Annotated in this window: 21 protein-coding genes; 15 read left to right on the top strand and 6 right to left on the bottom strand. The window is 55.7% G+C overall.

From position 1 onward, the window contains the following. The first annotated feature begins 78 nt into the window (after window positions 1-78). Window positions 79-1,452, top strand: a complete 1,374-nt coding sequence (gene mpl / locus ABGB15_RS18795; protein ID WP_152083247.1) for a UDP-N-acetylmuramate:L-alanyl-gamma-D-glutamyl-meso-diaminopimelate ligase — start codon at window positions 79-81, stop codon at window positions 1,450-1,452. 105 nt (window positions 1,453-1,557) lie between these two features. Here mpl and yjgA read toward each other — a convergent pair whose 3' ends face one another. Further along, the gene (gene yjgA / locus ABGB15_RS18790) at window positions 1,558-2,109 is read right to left on the bottom strand and encodes a ribosome biogenesis factor YjgA (protein WP_152083248.1); all 552 of its coding nucleotides are present in this window, start codon (window positions 2,107-2,109) and stop codon (window positions 1,558-1,560) included. A gap of 95 nt (window positions 2,110-2,204) precedes the next feature. Here yjgA and pmbA point away from each other — a divergent pair, with 95 nt between their 5' ends. Both pmbA and cybC read left to right on the top strand, forming a co-directional pair. Then, the gene (pmbA, locus tag ABGB15_RS18785) at window positions 2,205-3,557 is read left to right on the top strand and encodes a metalloprotease PmbA (protein ID WP_152084459.1); all 1,353 of its coding nucleotides are present in this window, start codon (window positions 2,205-2,207) and stop codon (window positions 3,555-3,557) included. 41 nt (window positions 3,558-3,598) lie between these two features. Then, window positions 3,599-3,985, top strand: coding sequence for a cytochrome b562 (cybC, locus tag ABGB15_RS18780; RefSeq protein ID WP_215723706.1), 387 nt, complete (start codon window positions 3,599-3,601; stop codon window positions 3,983-3,985). Between the two features lie 70 nt (window positions 3,986-4,055). Here cybC and ABGB15_RS18775 read toward each other — a convergent pair whose 3' ends face one another. After that, the gene (locus tag ABGB15_RS18775) at window positions 4,056-4,211 is read right to left on the bottom strand and encodes a Hok/Gef family protein (protein ID WP_017383916.1); all 156 of its coding nucleotides are present in this window, start codon (window positions 4,209-4,211) and stop codon (window positions 4,056-4,058) included. A 417-nt stretch (window positions 4,212-4,628) separates the two neighbouring features. Here ABGB15_RS18775 and ABGB15_RS18770 point away from each other — a divergent pair, with 417 nt between their 5' ends. The 12 genes from ABGB15_RS18770 (at window position 4,629) to ABGB15_RS18715 (ending at window position 13,861) form a co-directional block, all read left to right on the top strand. After that, complete coding sequence (locus ABGB15_RS18770; protein WP_086527803.1) at window positions 4,629-4,967, top strand: glycine dehydrogenase; 339 nt, start codon at window positions 4,629-4,631, stop codon at window positions 4,965-4,967. 10 nt (window positions 4,968-4,977) lie between these two features. Further along, the gene (locus ABGB15_RS18765; RefSeq protein WP_006179053.1) at window positions 4,978-5,340 is read left to right on the top strand and encodes an SFCGS family glycine-rich protein; all 363 of its coding nucleotides are present in this window, start codon (window positions 4,978-4,980) and stop codon (window positions 5,338-5,340) included. 2 nt (window positions 5,341-5,342) lie between these two features. Next, window positions 5,343-5,642 (top strand): DUF4312 family protein, encoded by a 300-nt coding sequence (locus ABGB15_RS18760; RefSeq protein WP_006810338.1) that lies wholly within the window; start codon window positions 5,343-5,345, stop codon window positions 5,640-5,642. Between the two features lie 22 nt (window positions 5,643-5,664). After that, complete coding sequence (locus tag ABGB15_RS18755; RefSeq protein ID WP_006810337.1) at window positions 5,665-6,441, top strand: DUF4311 domain-containing protein; 777 nt, start codon at window positions 5,665-5,667, stop codon at window positions 6,439-6,441. Window positions 6,442-6,454: 13 nt separating this feature from the next. Further along, window positions 6,455-7,096 carry a DUF4310 family protein gene (locus ABGB15_RS18750; RefSeq protein WP_003856081.1) on the top strand — a complete coding sequence of 214 codons (642 nt, stop codon included), beginning with the start codon at window positions 6,455-6,457 and terminating at the stop codon, window positions 7,094-7,096. A gap of 42 nt (window positions 7,097-7,138) precedes the next feature. Next, a complete protein-coding gene (locus ABGB15_RS18745; RefSeq protein WP_215723707.1) occupies window positions 7,139-8,272 on the top strand; it encodes an amidohydrolase/deacetylase family metallohydrolase in 1,134 nt (377 codons plus the stop codon). Further along, entirely contained in the window at window positions 8,256-9,374 is a 1,119-nt protein-coding gene (locus ABGB15_RS18740) for a DgaE family pyridoxal phosphate-dependent ammonia lyase (RefSeq protein ID WP_215723708.1), read from the top strand. Before ABGB15_RS18745 ends, ABGB15_RS18740 begins: the two co-directional genes overlap by 17 nt. Next, the gene (locus ABGB15_RS18735; RefSeq protein ID WP_215723709.1) at window positions 9,371-10,111 is read left to right on the top strand and encodes a KDGP aldolase family protein; all 741 of its coding nucleotides are present in this window, start codon (window positions 9,371-9,373) and stop codon (window positions 10,109-10,111) included. Before ABGB15_RS18740 ends, ABGB15_RS18735 begins: the two co-directional genes overlap by 4 nt. An 89-nt stretch (window positions 10,112-10,200) precedes the next feature. Next, the gene (locus ABGB15_RS18730) at window positions 10,201-11,337 is read left to right on the top strand and encodes a lactonase family protein (protein WP_215723710.1); all 1,137 of its coding nucleotides are present in this window, start codon (window positions 10,201-10,203) and stop codon (window positions 11,335-11,337) included. Between the two features lie 19 nt (window positions 11,338-11,356). Beyond that, window positions 11,357-13,267 (top strand): transcription antiterminator, encoded by a 1,911-nt coding sequence (locus ABGB15_RS18725; protein WP_152083254.1) that lies wholly within the window; start codon window positions 11,357-11,359, stop codon window positions 13,265-13,267. 77 nt (window positions 13,268-13,344) lie between these two features. After that, the gene (locus tag ABGB15_RS18720) at window positions 13,345-13,587 is read left to right on the top strand and encodes a type II toxin-antitoxin system RelB/DinJ family antitoxin (RefSeq protein WP_215723711.1); all 243 of its coding nucleotides are present in this window, start codon (window positions 13,345-13,347) and stop codon (window positions 13,585-13,587) included. Beyond that, window positions 13,577-13,861 (top strand): type II toxin-antitoxin system RelE/ParE family toxin, encoded by a 285-nt coding sequence (locus tag ABGB15_RS18715; protein WP_215723712.1) that lies wholly within the window; start codon window positions 13,577-13,579, stop codon window positions 13,859-13,861. The genes ABGB15_RS18720 and ABGB15_RS18715 overlap by 11 nt, the downstream gene beginning before the upstream one ends. Window positions 13,862-13,864: 3 nt before the next feature. Here the strand turns inward: ABGB15_RS18715 and nrdG are convergent, their stop codons facing one another. From nrdG to ABGB15_RS18695, 4 genes are all read right to left on the bottom strand, one after another. Next, window positions 13,865-14,329, bottom strand: coding sequence for an anaerobic ribonucleoside-triphosphate reductase-activating protein (gene nrdG, locus ABGB15_RS18710; RefSeq protein WP_152083255.1), 465 nt, complete (start codon window positions 14,327-14,329; stop codon window positions 13,865-13,867). Between the two features lie 105 nt (window positions 14,330-14,434). After that, window positions 14,435-16,573, bottom strand: a complete 2,139-nt coding sequence (nrdD, locus tag ABGB15_RS18705) for an anaerobic ribonucleoside-triphosphate reductase (RefSeq protein WP_152083256.1) — start codon at window positions 16,571-16,573, stop codon at window positions 14,435-14,437. Between the two features lie 370 nt (window positions 16,574-16,943). Continuing rightward, a complete protein-coding gene (locus ABGB15_RS18700) occupies window positions 16,944-17,516 on the bottom strand; it encodes a fructose PTS transporter subunit IIA (protein ID WP_152083257.1) in 573 nt (190 codons plus the stop codon). 1 nt (window position 17,517) lies between these two features. Next, window positions 17,518-20,115 carry a glycoside hydrolase family 38 C-terminal domain-containing protein gene (locus ABGB15_RS18695; protein ID WP_313326707.1) on the bottom strand — a complete coding sequence of 866 codons (2,598 nt, stop codon included), beginning with the start codon at window positions 20,113-20,115 and terminating at the stop codon, window positions 17,518-17,520. Window positions 20,116-20,121 lie beyond the last annotated feature (6 nt).

The following is a 20,121-nucleotide window of genomic DNA, read 5'->3' as shown; positions in this document are numbered from 1 at the left end:
CGGATTTACCTGAAATGCGTTTCACAGCCGCTGACATGTGAGTAAAATGTGCGCCACATTGAAGAAGGATAGTGACGTATGCGCATTCATATATTGGGGATTTGTGGCACTTTCATGGGCGGACTGGCAATGCTGGCGCGCTCGCTGGGCCATGAGGTGACAGGTTCGGACGCCAATGTGTATCCGCCGATGAGCACGCTTCTTGAGAAAGAAGGGATCTCACTCATTCAGGGATATGATGCCAGCCAGCTGGACCCGCAGCCGGATCTGGTCATCATTGGCAACGCGATGACCCGCGGTAACCCGTGTGTAGAAGCGGTGCTGGAACGCAATATTCCGTTTATGTCTGGCCCACAGTGGCTGCATGATTTCGTGCTGCGCGATCGCTGGGTTGTCGCCGTGGCCGGTACGCATGGCAAAACCACCACTGCCGGAATGGCAACCTGGATACTTGAAGCCTGCGGCTACAAGCCGGGCTTTGTCATTGGCGGAGTGCCGGGCAATTTTGATGTTTCTGCACGCCTGGGCGACAGCCCGTTCTTTGTGATCGAGGCCGACGAGTACGACTGTGCGTTCTTCGACAAGCGTTCCAAGTTCGTACATTACTGCCCGCGCACGCTGATCCTCAATAACCTTGAATTCGATCATGCGGATATCTTCGACGATCTGAAAGCGATCCAGAAACAGTTCCACCACCTGGTGCGCATCGTTCCGGGTCAGGGCCGCATTATCCTGCCGGAGAACGACATCAACCTGAAGCAGACGATGGCGATGGGGTGCTGGAGCGAGCAGGAACTGGTGGGCGAGCAGGGCCACTGGCAGGCGAAAAAACTCAATACAGACGCCTCCGAGTGGGAAGTGCTGCTCGACGGCGAAAAAGTGGGTGAGGTGAAATGGGGCCTGGTGGGTGAACACAACATGCACAATGGCCTGATGGCAATTGCCGCGGCGCGTCATGTGGGCGTTCAGCCTGCGGATGCCGCTCATGCGTTGGGCACATTTATCAACGCCCGTCGCCGTCTGGAGCTGCGCGGTGAAGCCAACGGCGTGACGGTGTATGACGATTTCGCGCATCACCCAACGGCGATTCTGGCAACGCTTGCCGCCCTGCGTGGCAAAGTGGGCGGAACCGCACGCATTCTGGCGGTGCTGGAACCGCGTTCTAACACCATGAAAATGGGCATCTGCAAAGATGACCTTGCACCGTCCTTAGGACGTGCCGACGAAGTCTTCCTGCTGCAGCCGCAGCATATTCCGTGGCAAGTGGCTGAAGTGGCCGACGCCTGCATTCAGCCTGCGCACTGGAGTGCGGACGTGGATGCGCTCGCGGATATGGTGGTAAAAGCGGCACAGCCTGGCGACCACATTCTGGTGATGAGTAACGGCGGTTTTGGTGGGATTCATCAGAAGCTGCTGGACGGCCTGGCGAAGAAAGCCGCGGCCGCAGAGTAAAAAAAAGCCCGGTGGCGCTCGCGCTTACCGGGCCTACATTCTTTCGCACGACCTTGTAGGCCGGATAAGGCGCTTACGCCGCCATCCGGCGCAAAACCGCACAGATTACTCTTCGTTCTCAGACAGCTCGCGCAGGTACTGGAAAATCAGGCGCGCAGACTTCGGCGGCTTGTTCCCTTCTTTCTCTTTCTTCGCGTTGCGGATAAGCGATCGCAGCTGCTGGCGATCGGCGTCCGGCCACAGGTTCAGCACTTCCGGTACGGCGTCATCACCCTGTTCAATCAGACGATCGCGGATTTGCTCCAGTTTATGGAACAACGCAACCTGCTGGTTGTGGCGGTTTTTCAGCTTGTCCAGCGCCTGACGGATTGGCTCGACGTCACGCTGACGCAGCATTTTACCGATAAGCTGAAGCTGGCGACGGCGGCCTTCTTTTTTGATTTTCTGTGCCAGTTCAATGGCATCTCGCAGATCCTGGTCGAGCGGGATCTTATCCAGCGCGTTTTTACCCAGATCTACCATTTCTGCGCCAAGCTGTTTTAACTCTTCGGCGTCACGTTTAATTTCACTTTTACTGACCCAGATGATCTCATCATCTTCGTCTTCGATGTCATCACCGGGAACGTCGTCGAGCCAGTCTTCGGGCTGCTTAGTCATGTCAGGCTCCTTAAAAAAAGAGGCTAATGTTACCAGTTAAGACGCGCACTGAAAAACGGTTCTCTGTTAGACTTCAGTTAACTCTCTCTTACAGTATGGCATTTGCGATGAAAGTAACCTCACAAGTTGAAGCGCAGCGTAAGATTCTGGAAGAAGCCGTCTCCACCGCGCTGACGCTCGCTTCAGGTAAATCAGATGGCGCGGAAGTGGCGGTCAGCAAAACCACCGGCATTAGCGTGAGCACCCGCTATGGCGAAGTGGAAAATGTGGAATTCAACAGCGATGGCGCACTGGGGATCACGGTGTATCACCAGAACCGCAAAGGTAGCGCATCCTCCACCGATCTCAGTCCGGATGCCATCGCCCGTACGGTTCAGGCGGCGCTGGATATTGCGCGCTACACCTCACCCGATCCTTACGCAGGCGTTGCGGATAAAGATCTGCTGGCGTTTGACGCACCGGATCTCGATCTTTTCCACCCGGCGGAGGTCACGCCTGACGAGGCGATCGAACTGGCAGCCCGTGCCGAACAAGCCTCTCTTAAGGCCGATAAACGCATCACGAATACCGAAGGCGGCAGTTTTAACAGCCACTACGGCATCAAAGTGTTTGGCAATAGCCACGGCATGCTGCAGGGTTACTGCTCCACCCGCCATTCGCTCTCAAGCTGTGTGATCGCCGAAGAGAACGGCGATATGGAGCGTGACTACGCCTATACCATTGGGCGCGCGCTGGGCGATTTGCAATCTCCTGAGTGGGTCGGTGCTGAGTGCGCGCAGCGTACCCTTTCACGTTTATCTCCACGCAAATTGTCCACCATGAAGGCCCCGGTGATTTTTGCCAATGAAGTGGCCACCGGCCTGTTTGGTCATCTGGTGGGCGCGATTGCGGGCGGATCGGTTTACCGTAAATCCACTTTCCTGCTCGACTCGCTGGGCAAGCAAATTCTGCCGGAATGGCTGACCATTGAAGAACACCCGCATCTGCTGAAAGGGCTGGCTTCCACCCCGTTCGACAGCGAAGGCGTGCGTACCGAACGTCGCGATATCATCAAAGACGGCGTACTGACCCAGTGGCTGCTGACTAACTACTCTGCGCGCAAGCTGGGGCTGAAAAGCACCGGTCACGCGGGCGGTATTCATAACTGGCGCATTGCCGGACAGGGCCTGAGCTTTGAGCAGATGCTGAAAGAGATGGGCACCGGTCTGGTGGTTACCGAGTTAATGGGGCAGGGCGTGAGCGGCATTACTGGCGACTACTCTCGCGGTGCGGCAGGCTTCTGGGTTGAAAACGGCGAAATTCAGTATCCGGTAAGCGAAATTACCATCGCCGGTAATCTGAAGGATATGTGGCGCAATATTGTTACGGTCGGTAACGATATTGAAACACGCAGCAATATACAGTGTGGTTCAGTGCTTCTGCCGGAGATGAAAATCGCCGGACAGTAAGACCTGAAAAGCGTTATTAATAATAAAAAAGGAAGTGAGCAATGCGTAAACACCTGTTAGCGATCGTCGCAGCGTCAACGCTGGTTCTTGGTTCTTCTGCGTTTGCTGCCGATCTTGAAGACAACATGGATATCCTCAGTGAAAACCTGAAGGTCGTTCAGAAAACCGACAATGCGACGGAAATGAAAGACGCACTGACGAAGATGCGTGAAGCGGCGCTGGACGCGCAAAAAGCCACACCACCGAAGCTGGAAAACCAGGCACCTGATAGCGCCGGGATGAAAGATTTCCGCCACGGTTTTGACGTGCTGGTCGGCCAGATCGACGGTGCGCTGAAGCTGGCGAATGAAGGTAAAGTGAAGGAAGCCCAGACGGTAGCCGACCAGATAGTGGCAACACGCAACACGTATCACAAAAAGTACCGCTAATTGGGTGCCTGAGCTGTACGTCTTTTTTCCGTGTGCGGAGGCGCACTAAGCGCCCCCGCATGCTTGCTCCCTACTTTCCGGAGCGACAATCCATCCGCGCTGTCACTTCAAGCGAGCCGTTTCGAAAACGGATCTCGCACAGTGTTTTCCTCGTCACCAGTGTTAAGATGATTATTGTCAAAGAAATAATCATCAAAACCCCGATACTTGGGTTTCTGCGTTTCATGGATGCCTCCTTGCTTTAAGCGGGCGAGGTAGCAAACATCACGTGGCTAGACGTGTCGTTTACAGCCCCGTCCTGATTTAAATTCAGGTAGGGGCTTTCCACTTTCCGTCCCATGCATGAGACGGTCAGTCTCAAGCACCCGTCGCCACTCTAGCGAATCCCCATAAGAAAACCTTATCCACATCACATTTCTACGAGCCTGCTCGAAATCTTTTTCGCTGTGATTGACCCTTATTTGCCGCTTAATAGCGTGATATTCATCACGTAAATATGGCTATTTATCCATATTCACCGTATTTATGTGGCACAGATCACTGCTGCTGCTCGCCTTTCCACTTTGAAGTGGAAAACAACTCGCTACAAACCCTCCACCGTGAACGTTAGTTTTATCCCAGAGCCATTAACGGGGTAAGACCAGTGATTAACGGAGCGGTAATGAACGACGTTGGGGAACAGGCGGTGCAAACAGAACAGCTCGCGAACACCATGCTGCAGCAGGTCTATGCCCTGCTGGCCCGGCACAACATCATCCCCAATGCAGTACAGGAACAGATGCTGACCTCCCACGTCCGCGCGATGGCGCACCGGTCCGTGACCGGCGAGCCGCTGCCGGAGGTTGAAGCGGAGCTGTTCGATGAAATTTCACCTGATTCAATGCGGCTTGCCCGTGAAGTGGTCGCGCAGTTTGGCAACCTTCCTGATGAAGAAGCCTGGCTGCTCTCCGTTCACTTCGAAGTCGCGAAAGACAACCTTTAAGGAGCAACACATGGAACAGATTACAGTCGTGATTGGCGATCGCCTGGGTAAAGGTCAGAAAGTGGCTGCGGGTGTGGAAAAAGCAGGTGGACGCGCGGTTGTCGTGCCGGGTATGGCAGCAGATATGAAACTGGGCGACGTAATGAAAGCGGAAAACGCCACTTTCGGTATCTCTTTCTGCGGCAGCGGCGGCGCGGGGGCTATTACCGCGCAAACCAAATATGGCTACAAAGCGAAATACGGTATGCGTTCAGTGGATGAAGGCGTCACCGCCATCAACGAAGGCTGCAACGTGCTGGGCTTTGGCTTTATGGATAAAGAAGAGCTGGGCGAGCGTCTGGTACAGGCGTGGCAGAAGAAGCACGGCGCGTAAGTATGAAAGAACAGTTCACAACCACGGTGAGAGTGAAGGGGAAGGGCGACGCCAAAGCGCGCGCCTTTGCCGATGCACTCAACCACGTTCAGGCCGCGGTGATGAAAGCCTCACCGCATATCTTACTGCGTATTGAGCCACAGGATGTGCAGGTTGTTCAGGCGCAAGAAGCGGTGCGTAAAGAAGCATTTCTGTTCTTCTTTCTGCGCCGGGAAAGACGCACCTACAGCGTGGAGCTGGATGTGACCGTCAACGTGACTGCTATCAATCTCGACCAGGTGGATTTCGTCACGCAACGCTGATTATTCATAAAAGGGCAGACTGATGTTCTTAATTATTTTAATAAAATCGCTCATCATTGGCGGCCTGGTTGGCGTCGGTGTAGGAGCCGGGGCTGCACGCATGTTTCATGCGCCTACCACTCAGGGTATGGGCGCGTTTCGCACATTGGGGGAACTGAACTCCTGTGAAGGGGACCCGGCATCCCACTTCTCCTTTGGGTTAGGTTTCTTCTTTAACGCCTGGGCCTCTTCCGTGGCCGCGGGTGCCTTCACACAGGACGTTGACCACCGCATCATCCCGAACTGGGGGGCGGCGGCGCTGATGATCAAAAACCGTAACGTCGGTGAAACACTGCATGACCCGCGCAAAATGGCAATTGCCTGCGGCATCATCGGCATGATTGTTGTGACCTTCCTTAACCTGACCGCCTCTTCCGTTCCGGCCGCACTCCAGGTGACCGCCGTGAAGGTACTGGTGCCCGCGGCTAACCTGCTGGTGAACACCGTGATGCCAGTGATCTTCTGGCTGGCGGCCATCGACGCAGGTAAAAAATCCGGCTTCTGGGCCACCATCTTTGGCGGTGCTGCACAGCTGATCATGGGTAACGCCGTACCGGGGCTGGTACTGGGTATTCTGATTGGTAAAGGTGTTGAAGAGAGCGGCTGGAACCACGTCACCAAAGTGATGATGGCGGCCATCGTCCTGCTGTTCGTGCTGAGCGGCTTCTTCCGCGGCTTCGACATGAAGATGATCGAATCCTTCCATCTGACCGTGCCGAACTGGCTCGACATGATCCACAACTCGCTCAGCGGTAAATAACAGGAGCCTCGACATGGAACAAAATAAAGGTTTTTGGTATGCCGACTGGTCGTTCCCGATCTTCGTTGGCCTGCTCTCCTCCGGTGTGTTCGCCGGGACGCACATGTACTACCTGTACGGCATCGGCGCGTTTAACGAAGTGGCCTTCGTGGCGATGCTGAAAGCAGGCATCGATACCGGCGTGTACGGCGCGGTGGCGGCGTTCGGCGCGAGCTTCCTGTTCGCCCGTATTATTGAAGGCTCGCTGGTCGGTATTCTTGATATCGGCGGCGCGATCCAGACCGGTGTAGGCCTCGGCGTGCCGGCGCTGCTGCTGGGTGCGGGCATCATGTTCCCGGTGACCAACTTTATTGCCTCGCTGATTACCGGCCTGGTGATTGGTCTGGCGATTGGTTACGTCATTATCCTGGCGCGTAAGTTCACCATCAATCAGAGCAACTCCACCTACGGGGCAGACGTGATGATGGGCGCGGGTAACGCCTCTGGCCGCTTCCTCGGGCCGTTGATTATCCTCAGCGCCATGACCGCCTCCATTCCCATCGGCGTCGGTTCCCTGGTTGGCGCACTGCTGTTCTATATCTGGCAGAAGCCTATTACCGGTGGTGCCATCCTCGGCGCAATGATTTTAGGCTGGCTGTTCCCGGTCGCCCTTTAATACCTGCGGGCGCATCTGCGCCCGCCTTATCAGGAGATCCCCATGTTTGATTTACTCCTGCGCCGTGCGCGCCTTACCGACGATACCCTGACCGATATCGCCATTCAGGACGGGAAAATCGCGGCGCTTGGCGAGATTGACGCGCCCGCTCATAAAACGGTTGAGCTGAACGGCGAAGTGTTCGTCAGCGCAGGCTGGATTGACTCTCACGTTCACTGCTACCCGAATTCGCCGATTTACCATGACGAGCCGGACAGCGTAGGCATTGCTACGGGCGTGACCACCGTTGTGGACGCAGGCAGTACCGGCGCGGACGACGTGGACGATTTTTATGACATCACCCGCAAAGCCTCCACCGAAGTCTTTGCCCTGCTGAACATCTCCCGCGTGGGGCTGATTGCCCAGAACGAACTGGCCAATATGGCCAACATTGATGCTAATGCAGTGAAGCAGGCGGTTAAACGCCACCCTGATTTTATTGTCGGCCTGAAAGCGCGCATGAGCAGCAGCGTGGTCGGTGAAAACGGCATTACGCCGCTGGAACGCGCGAAAGCGATCCAGAAAGAGAACGGCGATCTGCCGTTGATGGTCCACATTGGCAACAACCCGCCAAACCTTGACGAAATTGCCGGGCTGCTGAGTTCTGGTGACATCATTACCCACTGCTACAACGGCAAACCGAACCGCATTCTGACGCCTTCCGGCGAACTGCGCGCCTCCATCACGTCTGCGCTGAAACGCGGCGTGCGTCTGGACGTCGGCCATGGCACGGCGAGCTTTAGCTTTGAGGTGGCGAAACGCGCCATCGCGATGGGCATTCTGCCGCACACCATCAGCTCGGATATCTACTGCCGCAACCGTATCAACGGTCCGGTGGGCAGCCTGGCAAGCGTAATGTCGAAATTCCTCGCTATTGGCATGTCACTGCCGCAGGTCATTGCGTGCGTGACCGCGAACGCCGCCGACGGCCTGCGCCTGACGCGCAAAGGGCGTATTGAGCCAGGGCTCGACGCCGACCTGACGCTGTTCACCATTAAACGCCAGCCGACGGTGCTGACGGATGCCGAAAACGACAGCCTGCAGGCTGAACACATTCTGGTGCCGCTTGCCGCGATCCGCGCGGGCAAGGGCTATATGACCGAACAAGGGAGCACGGAACATGCCTTCGATTTATGAGAAGTACCACTTAAAGCAAGTTATCAATACCTCTGGCCGCATGACGGCGCTGGGTGTCTCCACGCCGCGCCCGGAAGTGGTGCAGGCGGCGATGGACGGGATGAACCACTATTTTGAGATGAAGGATCTGGTCAACAAAACCGGCGAATACATCGCGAAACTGCTGGATGTGGAAGGGGCGACGGTGGTTTCCTGTGCGTCGGCAGGCATTGCCCAGTCCGTGGCGGCGGTGCTGGTAAAAGACAGCGACTGGCTGCTGGAAAATCTGCACGTCACGCCAATTGAAAACAATGAAATCGTTCTGCCGAAAGGCCACAACGTCAACTTTGGCGCGCCGGTCGGCACGATGGTGGCGCTGGGCGGCGGCAAGCTGGTGGAAGCGGGCTACGCTAATGAGTGCTCTGCCGATCAGCTGGCGGCGGCGATCACCCCACGCACCGCGGCGATCCTCTACATCAAATCTCACCACTGCGTGCAGAAAAGCATGCTCAGCGTGGAGCAAGCGGCAGTGGTGGCGCGTAAACACGATCTGCCGCTGATCGTCGATGCTGCAGCGGAAGAAGATCTGCATGTTTATTACCGCTCCGGTGCTGACCTGGTGATCTACAGCGGCGCGAAGGCGATCGAAGGGCCAACCAGCGGGCTGGTGATCGGTAAAACTCAATATGTTGAGTGGGTAAAACGCCAGACGGCGGGCATTGGCCGTGCCATGAAGGTGGGCAAAGAGGGCATCCTCGGCCTGACCTGCGCCATCGAACACTACCTCACGGCGACCAAAGAGAGCGGTGCCGAGATGGTCGCCAAAATGACGCCGTTTATCGACGCGCTGAATACCCTGAACGGCGTCACGGCGCGCGTGGTCTGGGACAGCGCCGGTCGTGACATCGCCCGCACCGAGATCAAGTTCGACGAAGCCACCACGGGTGTCGGCACTGGCGAACTGGTGAATGCGCTGAAGCAGGGTGAATACGCCATTTACTTCCGTGGCTACAAGGCCAACGAAGGGATTATCGAAGCGGATGTGCGCAGCGTGAACGCTGATCAGCTGAACATCGTGTACCGCCGCATTAGCGAAGTGTTAGGACAGGAGAAAAACGCATGAAACTGACCCCCAATTTTTACCGTGACCGCGTCTGCCTGAACGTACTGGCTGGCTCTAAGGCCAACGCCAGCGCCATTTATGAGGCGGCGGAAGGTCATGTGCTGGTGGGCGTGCTCTCCAAAAACTACCCGGACGTAGCGAGCGCGGTCGCGGATATGCGTGAGTACGCGGCACTGATTGATAATGCGCTCTCTGTGGGTCTGGGCGCGGGCGATCCAAACCAGTCGGCGATGGTGAGTGAAATTTCCCGCCAGGTGCAGCCGCAGCACGTCAACCAGGTCTTCACCGGCGTGGCCACCAGCCGCGCGCTGCTGGGGCAGAATGATTCCGTCGTCAACGGTCTGGTCTCTCCGACTGGCACCGTCGGGATGGTGAAAATCTCCACCGGCCCGCTGAGCAGCGCCGCGCCGGACGGTATTGTGCCGGTTGAAACCGCGATTGCTCTGCTGAAAGATTTTGGCGGCAGCTCCATCAAATACTTCCCGATGGGTGGCCTGAAGTGCCGTGATGAGTACAAAGCGGTGGCGGAAGCCTGCGCCCGTCACGATTTCTGGCTGGAGCCGACCGGCGGTATCGATCTGGAAAACTTCGAAGAGATCCTGCAGATTGCGCTGGATGCAGGCGTGAGCAAAATCATCCCGCATATTTACAGCTCGATTATCGACAAAGCCAGCGGCGACACGCGCCCGGAAGATGTGCGCACGCTGCTTGAAATGACGAAGAAGCTGGTTAAATAGCAAAAACAACACCCCTCACCCTAACCCTCTCCCTTTGGGAGAGGGCCGGGGTGAGGGGAAACACACCGCACAAACCTGAAGGAGCCACCATGCACACCCGTAACCTGCTTGTCGCTTCACTCTCTTTACTGGCTACCGCCGCTGTCGCTCAAACCCAGTATGCCTGGGTCGGCACCTATAATCCGAACGGTGAAGGGCTGTACCGCTTTACCGTCGATCCGCAAACCGGAGCGCTCGGTAATAAGACGCTGGTGAGCAAGTTGCCGAACGCCGCGCAACTGGCCGTCTCGCACGACGGCAAAACGCTTTATCTGGCAAGTGAAGTAGAGCAGGGCGTAGTGCAGGCGCTGCGGGTGGGCGAGAACGGCGAACTGAGTGAGCTGAATCAGGTTTCCTCCGGCGGTGCGGGGCCGGTTTATCTCTCTCTGACACCGAACGGCCAGCACCTGCTGGTGGCGAACTACGTCAGCGGATCGATTGCTGTTCTGCCGATCAACACAGACGGTAGTCTGGGTGACGCGACGGACACACATCAGGATCAAGGTGAACCGGGTGCGGCGAAACCGGAAGCCGCTGTTGAGGGTAGCTTCGCCATCAGCGATCACAACGGCCCCCATGCGCACATGATCGCCGCCGATCCGAGCGGGAAGTCTGTTTTTTCTACCGATCTGGGGCTGGATCGCATCTATCAGTACCGCTTTGACGATCAAAGCGGAAAGCTGACGCCGAACGATCCGCCATTTATCAACGCTTCCTCAAAAGGGGCGGGGCCGCGCCATTTTGTCTTTACGCCGAAAGGTGATGCCCTGTGGCTGATTAACGAAGAGGCGTCTACGCTCACCCATTATGTGATGGACAGTCAGGGGCGGCTAAAAGAGGGAAAAACGGTCTCAGCCCTGCCGGAAGGCTACAAAGGCACCAGTTTTGCTGCCGGGCTCGTATTAAGCGCCGACGGCAAGCAGCTGTACGTAGCTAACCGTTTGCATAACAGCATCGGGCACTTTACCGTAACAGCGGATGGCACGCTGACGCATCAGGATGATGTCTGGACGCGGGGCGACTACCCGCGCACCCTGACGCTCGATAAACAGGGGCGCTGGCTGTACGTCATGAATCAGCGCAGCGACAACATTACCCGTTTCCGCGTTGGGCGGGACGGCAAACTGAGTTTTGAACCGGACTATACGCCGGTTGGCAGTCCATCCCAGATGGTTATTTCACCCTAAGCAGTAAGAGGACAACCCCGTGCGATTTCCGAACCAACGTTTAGCGCAACTTTTCGATCTGTTGCAAAACGAGACGCTGCCGCAGGACGAACTGGCGCAGCGGCTGTCGGTTTCCACGCGAACCGTCCGTGCTGATATCACCGCCCTGAACGCGCTGCTGGCGAGCCACGGCGCGCAGTTTATTCTGAGCCGCGGCAATGGCTACCAGCTTAGAATTGACGATGCAGCGCGTTATCAGCAACTTCAGGAGTCTCACCCGCGCACCTTGCGTATCCCCCGGACGGGGCCTGAGCGCGTGCACTATCTGGTAGTACGTTTTCTTACCTCGGCGTTTTCCCTCAAGCTCGAAGATCTGGCGGATGAGTGGTTTGTCAGCCGTGCCACGCTGCAAAGCGACATGGTGGAAGTGCGCGAGTGGTTTCACCGTTACAACCTGACGCTGGAAACCCGCCCGCGCCACGGCATGAAGCTGTTTGGCAGCGAGATGGCGACCCGCGCCTGCCTGACTGACCTGCTCTGGGAGCTGGCGCAGCAGGACAGCCTGAACCCGCTGGTGACCGACGTGGCGCTGAATGCGGGTGTGGCTGAACAGATGGTGCCTGTACTGCACGACGCGCTTACGCGCCATCACATCCGCCTCACCGACGAAGGTGAACTGTTCCTGCGTCTGTATTGTGCGGTGTCGGTCCGCCGCATCAGCGAAGGCTACCCGCTGCCGGAATTCCATGCGGAGGATGTGGAAGAGAACGTCCGCGAGGCGGCGAAAGATATCGCGGTGACGATACAGCAACTGGCGGGCAAAGCGCTTTCCCCGTCGGAAGAGAGCTGGCTGTGCGTCCACATTGCCGCCCGTCAGATTCAGGAGATTGCGCCAAGCGCGATTAACGCCGACGACGATGAAGCGCTGGTGAACTATATTCTGCGCTACATCAACACCCACTATAATTACAACCTGCTCAGCGACGAACAACTGCATGCGGATCTGCTCACGCACATCAAAACCATGATCACCCGCGTGCGCTATCAAATCATGATCCCGAATCCACTGCTGGATAACATCAAGCAGCACTACCCGATGGCCTGGGACATGACGCTCGCGGCGGTCTCTAGTTGGGGCAAATACACGCCGTACGTGATCAGCGAAAACGAGATTGGCTTCCTGGTGCTGCATATCGGCGTCGGGCTGGAGCGTCACTACAACATTGGCTACCAGCGTCAGCCGCGCGTGCTGCTGGTGTGCGACGCCGGTAACGCGATGGTGCGCATGATCGAGGCGGTGCTGCAGCGCAAATACCCGCAGATAGAGATCACCCGTACACTCACCTTACGCGAGTATGAACTGGCCGAATCCATCGGCGAAGACTTCGTGATTTCAACTGCCCGCGTGAGCGAAAAATCTAAACCGGCGGTGATGATCGCCCCGTTCCCGACCGATTATCAGTTAGAACAGATCGGCAAGCTGGTGCTGGTGGACAGAACACGTCCGTGGATGCTGGATAAATACTTCGACGCCGCCCATTTCCGTATTATCGATAAGCCGATTGACCAGCAAACCCTGTTCCGCGAACTGTGCGAACAGCTTGAAAGCGAAGGCTTTGTTGGCGCGGAGTTTCTGGAGTCCGTCGTCGAGCGTGAGGCCATCGTCAGCACCATGCTGGGTGACGGCATTGCGCTGCCGCACTCCCTCGGGCTGCTGGCGCAGAAAACGGTGGTCTATACCGTGCTGGCCCCGCAGGGCATTAAATGGGGAGACGAAACCGCGCATGTGATCTTCCTGCTCGCCATCAGCAAAAGCGAGTACGAAGAGGCGATGGCTATTTACGATATTTTCGTCACCTTCCTGCGCGAACGTGCCATGACGCGGCTGTGTAGTTGCGGGGATTTTGCCGAGTTTAAGGCGGTGGCAATGGAGAGTTTGAGCCGGTTTTGAGAGGCGCTATCCAAAATTCGATGTAATGCAAATGTAATGCTAAACTGCATTACACATTCGATTCTACTGGAGGCATAATGGCCACGCTGAACGTCCGTTTGGACGACAAACTCAAAAACGAGGCTTATGCCGTGCTGGAAAAACTCAACATCACTCCTACGGAAGCTGTGCGCTTATTGTTTCAGTACGTCGCGGAGACGGGGCGTATGCCGGTGAAAACCGTCACCCTCAGCGACAGCGAAGACGCATTAATACAGACAGTCCGGGAACGACTGGCTCATCCGCAAAAGGGAGTTAAGGTTAGTCTGGATGACTTATGAACTGGAATTCGACCCGAGGGCATTAAAGGAGTGGCATAAACTGGGTGAGACGGTGAAAACCCAGTTTAAAAAGAAGCTGGCTGTTGTACTGGTAAATCCCAGAGTAGAATCCTCCCGCTTAAACGGAATAGCTGACTGCTACAAAATTAAACTTAAATCATCCGGTTACCGTTTGGTCTATCAGGTGCGGGATAAGGTTGTGACCGTGTTTGTGGTAGCCGTGGGAAAACGTGAAAAATCAGCCGTTTATCATGACGCAAACAAACGGCTGTAGCGATCAACGCAAATGATGCACAACCTGGTTGCTGCTGCCGCGCCAGATAAGCATAGGGTCTTTTAAATCCTGCACAAACTTGCCGTCGACCAGCACGTTAATCAGATCCACCACTTCCATTTGATGCGCATTCAGTTCATCCAGTTTGTAGCCCGTCCAGACCCAGATGTCTTTGCCCTCACATTCGCGGCGGATGCGTTTTACCAGCTTGAGGATCTCCGGTACGTTTTGCGGATGGAGCGGGTCGCCGCCGGAGAGCGATATCCCCTGGCGTTTGATACGCGTGTCGTTCAGATCGTTAATGATCCGGTCTTCCATCTCAGCGGTAAACGGCATGCCTGAATTTAAGCGCCAGGTGCTTTTGTTGTAGCAGCCGGGGCACTCGTGAACGCAGCCTGATACAAACAGGGTACAGCGGGTGCCGGGTCCGTTGACGATGTCGACGGGGTAGTACTGGTGATAGTTCATCGCGAATAACCACGCCGGGTGGCGCTGCGCTTACCCGGCCTACAAAAGAGAGCGGTCCGTAGGCCCGGTAAGCGCAGCGCCACCGGGCATTAACGTGGCAGCGGATTACCCGATCTGCCCATTCCCCAGATGTTTCACCCTGCGCTTCACCTCTTCCTGCTTACCGGCGTTGAACGGACGCGCATCCGGGCTACCGAGATAGCCGCACACGCGACGAGTCACGGAAACGCGGGCCGCATCGTGGTTACCGCATTTCGGGCAGGTGAAGCCTTTGCTCGTACACTCAAACTCCCCAGTAAAGCCGCACTCATAGCACTCATCAATAGGCGTGTTGGTACCGTAATACGGTACATGCTGATAGCTGTAATCCCATACGTCTTCCAGCGCTTTCAGGTTGTGCTGGATGTTCGGATACTCGCCGTAGCAGATAAAGCCGCCGCTGGCGATAGGCGGATAGGCCGCTTCGAAGTCGATCTTGTCGTATGGATTCACCTTTTTCTCGACGTCAAGGTGGAAGCTGTTGGTGTAGTAACCTTTGTCGGTGACACCTTCAACGATACCAAATTCCGCAGCGTCCAGACGGCAGAAGCGGTCGCACAGGTTCTCGCTCGGCGTGCTGTAGAGGCTAAAGCCGTAGCCGGTTTCGTCTTTCCACTGGTCTACCGCATCGCGCAGACGCTGCACGATAGCAATACCTTTCTCACGCAGAACATCGCTGTCGTAGACATGCTTGTCACCAAACAGCGCGTTAATGGTTTCGTGGATGCCGATATAGCCCAGAGAAATAGACGCGCGACCGTTTTTAAAGATTTCCGATACGTCATCGTCCGCTTGCAGACGCACGCCGCAGGCTCCTTCCATATAGAGGATGGGTGCTACGCGGGCTTTGACCCCTTCCAGACGCGCGATGCGGGTCATCAGCGCCTTACGCGCCAGCTGCAGGCGTTCATCAAGCAGTGTCCAGAAGGCGTCTTCATTACCTTTGGCTTCCAGCGCGATGCGCGGCAGGTTGAGGCTGATCACGCCCAGGTTGTTGCGCCCGTCGTGGATCTGCTCACCGTTTTCATCCTCGTAAACGCCGAGGAAGCTGCGGCAGCCCATCGGTGTTTTAAACGAGCCGGTGACTTTCACGACCTGGTCGTAGTTGAGGATGTCCGGATACATGCGCTTGCTCGCGCACTCCAGCGCCAGCTGTTTGATGTCGTAGTTCGGATCGCCAGACTTATGGTTGAGGCCATCGCGGATAGCGAATACCAGTTTCGGGAATACCGCCGTTTTGCGGTTTTTGCCCAGGCCAGAAATACGGTTGCGCAGAATGGACTGCTGAATGAGGCGTGACTCCCAACTGGTGCCCAGCCCAAAGCCGAAGGTGACAAACGGCGTCTGGCCGTTGGCGGTATGCAGTGTGTTGACCTCATACTCCAGCGACTGGAAGGCGTCATAGCACTCTTTCTCGGTGCGGGAATGTGCATAGCCGTCGGCGTCCGGGATCTGCCACTCTTCCGCTGTTTTACGGTGCTTGTTAAAACTCGCGGTGACGAACGGCGCGAGCACTTCATCAATGCGGTTAATGGTGGTGCCGCCGTAAATATGGCTGGCGACCTGAGCAATAATCTGTGCCGTTACCGCCGTGGCCGTAGAGATGGATTTTGGTGGTTCAATCTCGGCGTTACCCATTTTAAAGCCGTGGGTCAGCATACCTTTCAGGTCGATCAGCATGCAGTTGAACATCGGGAAGAACGGCGAGTAGTCGAGATCGTGGTAATGGATTTCCCCACGCTCGTGCGCGGAAACCACGTCGCGTGGCAGCAGATGCTGGCGCGCGTAGTGTTTAGCGACAATACCGGCCAGCAGGTCGCGCTGGGTCGGGATCACTTTGCTGTCTTTATTGGCATTTTCATTGAGCAGCGAGGAGTTGGTCTGCTCCACCAGACCGCGAATTTCCTGGTTCAGGCGACCACGTTTTTCACGCTGAACGTCACGGTCGTGGCGATACTCAATGTAGGCGCGTGCCAGCTGCTTGTAGGGACCAGACATCAGTTGGTTCTCTACTGCGGTCTGGATATCGTTGATATCCACCTGGCTGCGTTCATTCATCTGGCTGCTAACGACTTCTGCGACGGTGGCGCAGTAATCTGCGTCATCGACTCCCGCTGCTTTAGCTGCACGCAGAATGGCTTCTTTGATGCGCTCTGATTTAAACGGCACTTTACAGCCATCACGTTTCATCACATGCGGTGTCATGATCACTCCATTTTAAAAACAGGTTATCCACAGAGGTGGAGAAGACTGCGGCGGTCGGATTACCAACCAGGCCAGAGACTTCCCTCGTTCCCAACACGTGTTATCCACAATTCCGGAGAGCTGAGTCGCCGTGTTGTTGTTGAAATAGTAGACGATAAATACAAGATGTTGGGTCGGCATGCATTTTAAATGCTACATATAGTGATTTGCATCAAACATGTTTGCGATTTTCTTGATTCAGAACAAAGTAAAAAGAGGAGAGTACAAATGGCGGGCATCACAGCGTTTGTAAAAAATAGACATCAAATTTTCGCTTAAAAATTCAACAAAAACAGGCGCTCAGCGTATACGCCGCTGAGCGCCCATGACATTAGCTGCCTGCAGCCCAACTCAACCCTGCGTTGACAAAAGCGATGGCGGTGATAATGCCGAGCAGTAAAGGAATCAACATCGTGCGCGCCGGCTTAACGTCCGCATCCGGGTGGGCTTTTGCGGGCTGCAGAACGGCCAGTGCTTCTTCGCCTGTTCGCGCCGCGACCAGATTTGCGCGAACGCTCTCTTCCATAAGCGTACACGTGAGCGTTGTTAACAATTGCATGTGGGTGGTTCCCGCTTCGGCTTCAGGAATCGCCAGCAGGAAGACGATCCTGACCGGTTCATCCCCTTCAAGGCCAGGCCACATCACCGGCTCATCAAAGAGCGCCATGCAAAATGCAGCCTGCCGCACGGCGGAGGATTTACCGTGTGGTACAGCAAGTTCTTCACCAAGCGCCGTCGGTCCTTCATTTTCTCGGTGTAAAACGCTCTGGACAAAAGCTGCTTTATCATCAATGACCTTCTGCCTGAACAATGCTTCAGACATCAGCCGGATGAGTGATTCCGGCGAACGGGCAGGTGGATTGATAAAAATAAGTTCGGGGTGCGTCAAAGCAAGCAAGTTCATGTCAGGCCTCAATAAGGAAATCGCAGGTACTGCAGGGTTGGATTAGCTTCACGGGCGGTACTTTTTCTTCCAGATAATTCACCTGAGCCCGTTCCGCCAGGCCCGGTGGTACGGGCACGGGATGTGTCCCGGCGTTAAAAACACGCACAAGCGTGCCGCTCAATACACGGGCGTGTGGCAGAGCGGAAAGCACCAGAGGCGCGGGTATTTCCAGCAATGAAAAAACAGCCGGGAGGGGGCGAGCATTAACGTCCAGGGCAAAACGCTCAAGACGATTATCGAGTGAGTGTAATGTTTGCCGTTGATAGGTAAAGGGTTGCCCGAGCGCCAGGTTTTCCAGGTTACGTAACGTGGAATGCTCCGCGTTGTCCGCCAGCGCCAGCGTAAAGGAAAAGTGCAGCGGCTTAAGCAACTGAGCATCCGGTGTTTCAACCACCGTATTGTTAATACCCGAAGCACGTCCTGGCCGCCATTCAAGATCGCTACGACCGAGAACGCCCGTAGATTTAAACAGTGTCAGCGCGATTGTGGCAGGCTGACGATCGAGGATCTGAAACTCTTTCATCCCCCGGCTGTTGATCGCTAACGCTTTGCCAGGCTCAGCAATGCTGATAATGCCCTCGCTGGTTTCAATATCAACAGGTAACTCCCGGTAGCGCGCCTGCCAGCGATTGGCATCATGCCCGATCGTGCGCTGTATCACCGAGAAGGGCTGGGAAGCAACAGAGTGTTGTGTGCTGATATCACTGTTGATCAGCAAGCGTAACCGGTGATCGCAACTGTTGTTTTCCAGCGAAATGTCGACATACAGGTTTGGATCGTCTTTACGTAATTCACACTCCATGTGAATGTGCAGCGGTCTGGTACTGTTTTGCCCGCGTGAGGATAAATCCGGCGGCAGGTGCAAAACTGCCTCAAGGTACATTCTCTCAAGGAGTGGATTTTTGATGCAGTTGATGAGCGTGAAATCACTACTCAGGATCGGTTTATCCCCCGCAAGTGGCGAGAAATCGTAACTGTCCCCGGCATCGGCGCAATCTTCAAAGCTAAAGATCCCGGCGATGCACCTGTCGCGGCATTTATCTACAAGCGTCAGCACTCCCGCATCACACTCAAGCCGATAAGCTGTGTTTTCAATCGTCCGGCCGGGTTCGGCCTGGGGCAATGTATAAGGAAGCGCATTCTCTTCTACGCTGACTGACAGATAACCCACGGGCGGCAGAGCTGGTGTCTCCAGGGCGATGTGCCAGCGATAATACGGGGGAAGGTCTGTTTCGTTTTCGCCTTCAGAGGTGAGTGAGATAACACTGCCTCCGGGAAGCATCTCGCGTGCCAGAACCTCAAACGCGACCGGTTTTCCCAGGTGCGAGAGGGCAATATGCTCAGACCGGCTATAGAGCGTGGTTTTTACGATCCGTTGCGTTGTTGTGCCCAGAGGGTTAACGATCAGCAGATCATTTTCCTGGCAGCAGGAAGCCGCCAGCGCTTTTATCACCAGGTTCCACAGGCTGTGACAGCGCTGCTCAGTCTGCTCCAGGCGATGAAGGATGTCGCGGTTCGTGGCATCGCTGTTACAACCGCCGATAGAGTCGTGCGCATGGCAACGCAGCAACATTTTCCAGATGCTGTCGACCAGCGCAAGATTCACCGCGAGGCCCTGATGGCGAGCCAGCGCAATGGTTGGCTCCAGCTGGCGGAGAATGAACTGTTCAATCTCATAATTTTTCTTTTTGATATCGTAGCGAACCGATCCGATGGTTTTGTGGATGCGGGTATAGCGCGGTGATTTCAGTTCTCCTTCCCAGACTTCAAAGTCCTGGCTCTGGGCACGTAAAAGTTCGACATAGTGCTCTAAGGAGTCAATCTGATAGTCATCGTGAGTGGGTGAACGCTCACTTGCGAGTTTCAGTATGTGAGGCAGTGTCGGATCGATGTTGACCTGGTCGCCACCGCAGGGCAGCAGCAGGTCGGTGATACCCGCACGTTCGCGTAACAGATTAACGGCAGGATAGATTTTTTCTTCTAAGTAGCTCGCCTCTGCGCGGATGTTTTTCGCTGCGCCATATCCCATCGCCATTGCGCAGGCGATGATGGTTGCGCCCGATGGCGCGCGCCAGAGGAACTGACTGTTTTTGGCCTGTTCATCGTGATTCACGCCGCGCCAGAAAACAATATTGTCGATATTGCAGCCGCGCAGCAGGGCTGGCATCTGTGCATTGTGACCAAACGTATCCGGCAGATAGCCCACCTGCATAGCGTGCCCCAGCGCCTCTGCTGCCGATATGCCGTATTTCAGGTTGCGAATCATTGATTCGGCGTGAACGTTGTAGGTATCCGTCTGGCTATACCACGGCCCCACAAACAGGCGCTTATCCCGCACCAGTTTTTGCAGGCGAGGGGTATAGTCAGGGTTGATCGCCAGAAAATCGTCGACTACGGCCATCTGACCATCAAGGTGATAGCAGGTATACGCGGGGTCGCGCTCCAGCGTAGCAACCACCTCAGCGAAGTTATATGCCGCCAGGACGGTGCTGTCCTGATGGGTGAAATACCACTCCTGATCCCAGTGCGTATGTGCAATAACGTGAATTTGGCTCATGATAGT

The organism is Enterobacter sp. MALB-1 (assembly GCF_041021625.1).
In the GTDB taxonomy this organism is placed as follows: Bacteria; Pseudomonadota; Gammaproteobacteria; order Enterobacterales; family Enterobacteriaceae; genus Enterobacter; species Enterobacter oligotrophicus.
The sequence above is the reverse complement of the archived record's forward strand: the minus strand, read 5'-3'. Positions and strand labels throughout refer to the sequence as shown.

Excerpts from the sequence above, each read along its gene's own strand:
- mpl (WP_152083247.1), top strand. The coding sequence starts at position 79 with ATGCGCATTCATATATTGGGGATTTGTGGCACTTTCATGGGCGGACTG.
- yjgA (WP_152083248.1), bottom strand. The coding sequence starts at position 2,109 with ATGACTAAGCAGCCCGAAGACTGGCTCGACGACGTTCCCGGTGATGAC.
- pmbA (WP_152084459.1), top strand. The coding sequence starts at position 2,205 with ATGGCATTTGCGATGAAAGTAACCTCACAAGTTGAAGCGCAGCGTAAG.
- cybC (WP_215723706.1), top strand. The coding sequence starts at position 3,599 with ATGCGTAAACACCTGTTAGCGATCGTCGCAGCGTCAACGCTGGTTCTT.
- ABGB15_RS18775 (WP_017383916.1), bottom strand. The coding sequence starts at position 4,211 with ATGAAACGCAGAAACCCAAGTATCGGGGTTTTGATGATTATTTCTTTG.
- ABGB15_RS18765 (WP_006179053.1), top strand. The coding sequence starts at position 4,978 with ATGGAACAGATTACAGTCGTGATTGGCGATCGCCTGGGTAAAGGTCAG.
- ABGB15_RS18760 (WP_006810338.1), top strand. The coding sequence starts at position 5,343 with ATGAAAGAACAGTTCACAACCACGGTGAGAGTGAAGGGGAAGGGCGAC.
- ABGB15_RS18755 (WP_006810337.1), top strand. The coding sequence starts at position 5,665 with ATGTTCTTAATTATTTTAATAAAATCGCTCATCATTGGCGGCCTGGTT.
- ABGB15_RS18750 (WP_003856081.1), top strand. The coding sequence starts at position 6,455 with ATGGAACAAAATAAAGGTTTTTGGTATGCCGACTGGTCGTTCCCGATC.
- ABGB15_RS18745 (WP_215723707.1), top strand. The coding sequence starts at position 7,139 with ATGTTTGATTTACTCCTGCGCCGTGCGCGCCTTACCGACGATACCCTG.
- ABGB15_RS18740 (WP_215723708.1), top strand. The coding sequence starts at position 8,256 with ATGCCTTCGATTTATGAGAAGTACCACTTAAAGCAAGTTATCAATACC.
- ABGB15_RS18735 (WP_215723709.1), top strand. The coding sequence starts at position 9,371 with ATGAAACTGACCCCCAATTTTTACCGTGACCGCGTCTGCCTGAACGTA.
- ABGB15_RS18730 (WP_215723710.1), top strand. The coding sequence starts at position 10,201 with ATGCACACCCGTAACCTGCTTGTCGCTTCACTCTCTTTACTGGCTACC.
- ABGB15_RS18720 (WP_215723711.1), top strand. The coding sequence starts at position 13,345 with ATGGCCACGCTGAACGTCCGTTTGGACGACAAACTCAAAAACGAGGCT.
- ABGB15_RS18715 (WP_215723712.1), top strand. The coding sequence starts at position 13,577 with ATGACTTATGAACTGGAATTCGACCCGAGGGCATTAAAGGAGTGGCAT.
- nrdG (WP_152083255.1), bottom strand. The coding sequence starts at position 14,329 with ATGAACTATCACCAGTACTACCCCGTCGACATCGTCAACGGACCCGGC.
- nrdD (WP_152083256.1), bottom strand. The coding sequence starts at position 16,573 with ATGACACCGCATGTGATGAAACGTGATGGCTGTAAAGTGCCGTTTAAA.
- ABGB15_RS18700 (WP_152083257.1), bottom strand. The coding sequence starts at position 17,516 with ATGAACTTGCTTGCTTTGACGCACCCCGAACTTATTTTTATCAATCCA.
- ABGB15_RS18695 (WP_313326707.1), bottom strand. The coding sequence starts at position 20,115 with ATGAGCCAAATTCACGTTATTGCACATACGCACTGGGATCAGGAGTGG.